Below are 6,132 nucleotides of genomic sequence, written 5' to 3' on the forward strand. Positions count from 1 at the left end.
CTCGGGTGACGGCTGGGTCAGCGCGGTCAGGAACCCCAGAGCGCCCGCATTGGCCACCGCGCTGATCAGGTCGGCGGTACCCACCGCCGTCATCCCGCCACACACGATCGGGTGCTCGATCCCGAACTTCTCGGTGAACTCGTTGCTGAACATCCAGGGCTCCATCTGTCGGTGAGCAGATACTTGATGCGCAATGTGGAAACTTCGCCAGCAGCAGCCCTCAGACCAAAAGGTCCTCGACAGCTCCCGCGAAGGTGACGATCCCGCGACCGCGAAATTTGAGGAGTCGGCGGCGACCGCCGCCATCTCGGGCGACTCCAGTGCGGTCCGCATGGAATCGGCATCGTCGAACCACATCTCGGCGACCAGGTGGACCGGTGATTCATCACCCAAGAGGCATGGACGGCTGGCAGTAGGGCGCTGTAGGCCAACCACGCCGAGGATCAACGGCACGTTGACGTTGCGGCAATGCGAGTCCAACGCTCGGGTTCTGCCGGAGCGCCGTACTGGATCGCGAGCCGTTGCATGACCGACCTCTCCGGTTCTCGTGCAGCGGCAAAGCCACCGCTCCGCGCGTGACGCATCCCTTTCGACTACTCGCAACCGATGCTAATGACGCCAACGACTTGCTAAGCATAGTACGCATCAAGTTTTAATTGATGTCCAGAAACTCTGGACAGGCGCTCAGTTGCCCAAGCATCATGTGCTGAGCCACACCGCATCGCACTCGGGGGTGCACCGGCTCACTATCAATCTCGACTCCGGAAAAGGATCCCCAAATGCGTAAAATTATCCGTGTGGCAGCAAGCGTCAGCGTCCTGAGTGTCGCTCTTGCCGCTTGCGGCAACGACTCCGGTGGCGGCGACTCGACTGCTGTTGCAGACCCCGCCGGTATCGCCGCAGCCGAGGCGTATCTGGCATCGGTCTCCGAAAACCCATCCGACATCGGGCTGACCGTTCCGCTCTCGAAGAAGCCAGACGCCGGTATCTACATCATCCGTCTCCAGAGCGGTGAGCCGGTCGCCAAGCTCGAGTCCGACGCGATGGCTGCTGGAGCGCAGGCTCTGGGCTGGCGATTTGAGACCGTGTCGGTGGCTCCGAATGCCGAGGGCCCACAGCAGGCTCTGCAGTCCGCAATTGCCAAGAAGCCCGACGGGATCTCCTTCAGCGGTGCGCCCAGCAGTGCCTTCGGCGCAGCCACGGTTCAAGCGGCAGCAGACGCGGGCATCGCGCTCTTGGGCGACACCGTTGTGGAAGACCCGTCGGGACCCATCATCAGCACGTCACTCGACAACGCAACTCAGGTCGCCAACTGGGGCAAGATGGTGGCCGCCCAATTCGTAGTCAACAGCAAGGGCCTCGGCCACGGAGCCACCTTCACCTTGAGTGAGTACCCCATCCTGGTGGCGTGGCAGGAGGCGGTCAAGAAGTACGTCGACGAGTGGTGCCCCGCTTGCAAGTTGACCGAGATCGACAGTCAGGCCAGCGACATCGGCACGAAGCTCCCCGCTTCCCTGGTCAGCACTTTTCAGAGAGACCCCAGCCTGAAGTACGCAATGTTCAGCGTCGGAGACATGACCCTGGGATTGACCCCGGCCATGCAGGCCGCAGGCCTGAGCGATGTGGAGGTCTCAGGCGAAACGCCCGCCGAGGCCAACATCGAGGCGATCAGGGCCGGGACAGAGGCGGGTTGGACCGGCTTCCCGGTGTACATCCTGGGTTGGCGTGTGATCGACATGTGGGCAAGGCACTTCAACGGGGACGATCTCGCGCCGGCGGAGAAGGTGCTCCTGCCGCTCCAGATGATCACACCGGACAACATCGACGATGTGGAGCTGAACGATGCGGGCTACTACGTCGGCGTGAGCGATTATGAGGACGAGTTCAAGAAGCTCTGGCTCGTGAACTGAGCTTCACACCTCACGTCGCCACTGGGGATACCAGTGGCGACGTGAGCTGAGTTCACACTGCACGCCCATCTGGAAGCATGCCCACCACCTGCACGTGGTCATCCTCTCGTTCGGACGGCCCCTCCACCACGGCTCAACACTTCGAGGTCGACGATGTTCCGGCCTTCGAGACCCTGCCAACGAGGCGTGTCCTGGCGGAGTGGATATCTTCTTCGATCGTCGGGGGCAGTGCAGCTTGATGCCCCGCTCGCCTGCATGAACGTGAAAGGCGGGCTTGGTGAATGGGTTCGCGAGGACGCCGGCCTTCGGTCTGGACCTGGTCGACGGTCCTGCAGCCGGAGGCACACGATTAGAGGGCCCACCGAGATGCGGGCCACCGTGCCACCCGCTGCACCCGGGTTCCTGAGACACGGCCCGTGACGGTTCGTCAGAGGTCGAGCACGAGGCGAGGCGTGCAGGCTCGGGAGACGCAGATCATCATGCAGTCGTTGGCCCCTCGCTCATCCTCGTCGAGGACTGAGTCACGATGGTCCGGAACGCCTTCGAGGACAGGCGTCTCGCACGTCCCGCAGATCCCCTCGGCGCACGATGACAGGACTACGATGCCTGCCTGCTCCACGAGGTCGAGGATGGACTCGTCGGGAGCCACGGTGAGCGTGACCTGGCTCTGAGCCAGGTAGACCTCGAACGAGTCTGACAGGACCGGCTCGGTCAGCGGCTTGGCGTAGAAGCGCTCCACGTGCAGAGAGCCACTTGGCCACCCCGTGCAGCGTTGCTCGACGGCATTCAGGAGCGCTTCGGGACCGCAGCAGTAGACCAGGGTGTCGGGTCGGGGGGCGCCCAGGAGGGCTTCGAGGTCCAGCAGCCCGACCTCGTCCTGCGGTGCCACCCTGACCCGGTCACCGCCGTGGTCAGCGAGCTCGTCCAGGAAGGCCATGGAGGCGCGCTCTCGGCCGCCGTACACGAGCTCCCACTCGGCACCCGCCGCCTCGGCCGCCGCGATCATCGGCAGGATCGGGGTGATGCCAATCCCGCCCACGATGAAGAGGTAACGCGGCGACGCGACGAGACGGAAGTTGTTGCGCGGCCCCCGCACGCGCACGAGGTCACCCACCTGCAGCTCGTCGTGCACGTAGAGGGACCCGCCGCTGCCTTCCGGGTCACGCAGAATCCCCAGCCGCCAGAGGTGTGGGTCCTCCGGGTCTCCGCACAGTGAGTACTGCCGGCTGGGCGCCTTGTCGAGCACCAGGTCGACGTGGGCTCCGGGCTCCCACCGCGGCAATGGCCGGTCGTTGACCTCGCGCAAGGAAACGGCGACAACGCCCTCGGCGACCATTGCCTTCGCCTCGACGCGGACGACGGCCTCGAACTCCCGCGTCGTGACCGTGAGGGTCGTGGTCTGGTGGGCCACCGCCTGAACGTGTGGCCTCGGGCCTGTCGTCTCCTCCATGCTCATCGCGCCTCGTGGGGGCTAGTTCGTTCGTCGATAGGGGTACCGGTCACAGGGACTCCACGGCCCTCGTCCACTTGTCGAGAGAGTCCTTCGCGTCGCCGCACTACTCCTCGCGACTCCCTGGCCACTGCGACCTTCGCGTCGCCGACCTCCTCCACTGGTGGACTGTGGGCTGGACATCAGACGTGCGCGTGCAGCGGGCTGCCGCCGAGCGCCAGGTGTGCCTCGCCGAGCGCCTCACCCTGGGTGGGATAGGCATGCACGAACGGCGCGGCGCAGTTGATCGCGAGCGGGCCGAGCAGGCTGTAGCCGGCCTCCTCGAGCAGCACCGCGGACTCGTCGAAGGCGAAGCCGCCGCCACCGACCTCGGCCGCGGCCTGGGGCGCCCACCAGCCGGCCGCCCGGGCGGCGGCCTGGAGCTCGCGGCGCAGGTCGTCGGTAAGCCCATGCTCGAAGGCCTCCTGCTCACGGGGGATGACGGTTTCGCGGACGAAGTCGGCGATCCCGTCGCGCCATTTCTCGACGCGGGGGCTCAGCGTGAAGTCGAAGCTCACTGCGACTCTCCTGCTCTGTGTCGAAGAGGAACCAACAAGGCATAGTAACTTGAAACCGTGTTGAGTATCTGGGAGTCTCGACCGGCGGCTACATCTTCACCGGGTCTTCTGTCACTACCCGGCCCCGTCCGGACGGGCCAGGAACTCCTCGATGACACCGGGGCTCCGCTTTGGGTGATCGAGGAGCCACAGGTGACCGCCGCCCGTGACGATGTGCAGGCGAGACCGACGCATCAGACGCTAGCGGGACGTCGCGGACGTTGTGCCAGTCCGCGACGTAGACCTCGTGGTCGATGAGCATTTGGGCCACCGCGGCTCGACCAAGGTGGCGAAGTGGCCCGCCAGGCCGGGGACGACCAGCACCTTCGGCTGGGCGTGCGAACTGATGTCGGACTTGGCGAAGCGCACGAGCGATGCAAAGGGGGCCGCACGACGACTTCCTCCGTCACCTCGACGTCGACGCCGTCCGACATCACCGAGTGCACCCCGAAGTCGAGGCGAGCATGGGTGAGCTGTAGCACCTCGAGGAACCTCTGTTGCGGCCGTCGCCGCCCGGCCCGGGTAGGCCCGGTCCAGGAGCTCGGGGACAGCACTCAGGGCGCGGGCCTGGACCTCGATCGCCCGCCCTTACAGGTGTCGGGAAGTGCGGCCAATCTCGTAAGCCTGGTACAGCATGTGGGCCTTTTCGGAGATGGTGGCGGTCGGCCGAGGGAACGGCTGTCCGTGGCAATACATCGGTGCAGTTGAACGCGGCCGGCGACGACGTCGCAACAGGGCCGCCAGGCTCAGGTCGGCAAGGGCGACCTCGGGATGGTGCCACTGACCCCATGGCTCCGCCGATGTTCTGGCTGTAGTGATGCCAGCGGCGCTCACGAAGCACCTCGGGCGTCCGATGGGGATCGCGTCGTCACCATCAGGTTGATCTCGCCCTCCTGCACCACCGTGCCGTCCTGGTTGCGCAGGGTGAAGTGTCGCTCCAGTATCCCTGTATCGCCGGCGCTGGTGATCCGGGCGCCGACGATGTCGACGGTGCAGGACACGGTGTCTCCGGCACGGAGGGGGTGGCGGAACCGCCAGCCGTCGACACCGAGGAGAGCTACCGAGCACCGCTCGAAGACAGCGAGTCTCGAGGCCAGTCCCATCGCGATCGAGAGACCGAGTAGCCCGTGGGCGATGAGTCCGCCGAAACGACCCCGGGAGGCGCTCACGTCGTCGGTGTGGCCTTGGCTCACGACCGGGCAGCCGCCGAGGTCGCGAGCTGGGCCGGCAGCTGCTTGGTGATGATCCGCTGTGCCTCGGTGACGATGGAGTCGACGACGACCTGGCAGCTCTCGACCGAATCGATGAGGCCCTGGGCCTGCGAGGCCCACCACATCCCGCCGTTCATCTCTCCCCGCCCGAGAACCCGCTCCCGGCCCCGTACGCCGGACGCGAGGTCGGCGACGTCGGGGAAGGTGGCCCCGATGCGACGCGATGTCTCAGCGATCTTCTCGGAGACGGAGTTGCGCGCGACCCTCGCCGAGTTGCGGAACTCGCGGAAGACCATCACGGTGTCACGCTCGGTGTGGGCCACGATCTGCCGCTTGACGTTGTCGTGGATGGGCGCCTCGGTCGTGGCCATGAAGCGGGTGCCCATGTTGACCGCCGAGGCGCCGAGTGCCAGTGCCGCGACCAGACCGGCGCCGTCTGCGATGCCTCCGCTCGCGATGATTGGCACGCGGAGCGCCCGGGCGGCGGCCCGGATCAGGACGAGACCACCGATGTCGTCCTCCCCGGGGTGACCGGCGCACTCGAAGCCGTCGACGCTGACCGCATCGACCCCGAGCTCCTGGGCCTTCAGCGCGTGACGCACCGACACCGCCTTGTGAATGACCAGGACGCCGGCCGCGTGGAAGGAGGGTAGGTGGGGCGCGGGACTGCTGCCCGCTGTCTCGACGACCGGTACGCCGCTCTCCACGATGACCTGGCGGTACTCGTCGTAGGGCACCGGCTTGATCGTCGGCAGGATAGTGAGATTGACCCCGAAGGGCCGGTCGGTCATCTCCCGACAACGAGCGATCTCGGCGACGAGCGCCTCGGGTGACGGCTGGGTCAGCGCGGTCAGGAACCCCAGAGCGCCCGCATTGGCCACCGCGCTGATCAGGTCGGCGGTACCCACCGCCGTCATCCCGCCACACACGATCGGGTGCTCGATCCCGAACTTCTCGGTGAACTC

6 protein-coding genes are annotated in these 6,132 nt (G+C 66.2%); 1 reads left to right on the top strand and 5 read right to left on the bottom strand.

Going from position 1 to position 6,132, the window contains the following annotated elements:
* Window positions 1-603, bottom strand: a 603-nt coding sequence (locus H7290_RS21275; RefSeq protein ID WP_366927599.1) for an EthD family reductase, incomplete at its 3' end; no start/stop codon positions are given.
* 194 nt (window positions 604-797) lie between these two features.
* Here H7290_RS21275 and H7290_RS05660 point away from each other — a divergent pair.
* The gene (locus H7290_RS05660) at window positions 798-1,910 is read left to right on the top strand and encodes a substrate-binding domain-containing protein (RefSeq protein ID WP_290513040.1); all 1,113 of its coding nucleotides are present in this window, start codon (window positions 798-800) and stop codon (window positions 1,908-1,910) included.
* 427 nt (window positions 1,911-2,337) lie between these two features.
* Here H7290_RS05660 and H7290_RS05665 read toward each other — a convergent pair whose 3' ends face one another.
* From H7290_RS05665 to H7290_RS05680, 4 genes are all read right to left on the bottom strand, one after another.
* Window positions 2,338-3,366, bottom strand: a complete 1,029-nt coding sequence (locus H7290_RS05665) for a PDR/VanB family oxidoreductase (protein ID WP_290513041.1) — start codon at window positions 3,364-3,366, stop codon at window positions 2,338-2,340.
* A 176-nt stretch (window positions 3,367-3,542) separates the two neighbouring features.
* On the bottom strand, window positions 3,543-3,917 hold the full coding sequence (locus H7290_RS05670) for an acyl-CoA dehydrogenase family protein (RefSeq protein WP_290513042.1): 375 nt from the start codon (window positions 3,915-3,917) through the stop codon (window positions 3,543-3,545).
* Between the two features lie 869 nt (window positions 3,918-4,786).
* Complete coding sequence (locus tag H7290_RS05675; RefSeq protein ID WP_290513043.1) at window positions 4,787-5,125, bottom strand: MaoC/PaaZ C-terminal domain-containing protein; 339 nt, start codon at window positions 5,123-5,125, stop codon at window positions 4,787-4,789.
* A 20-nt stretch (window positions 5,126-5,145) separates the two neighbouring features.
* Window positions 5,146-6,132 (bottom strand): nitronate monooxygenase (locus H7290_RS05680; protein ID WP_290513045.1); only part of this gene is annotated, 987 nt, incomplete at its 5' end.

The organism is Aeromicrobium sp. (assembly GCF_014378035.1).
Classification (GTDB): domain Bacteria; phylum Actinomycetota; class Actinomycetes; order Propionibacteriales; family Nocardioidaceae; genus Aeromicrobium.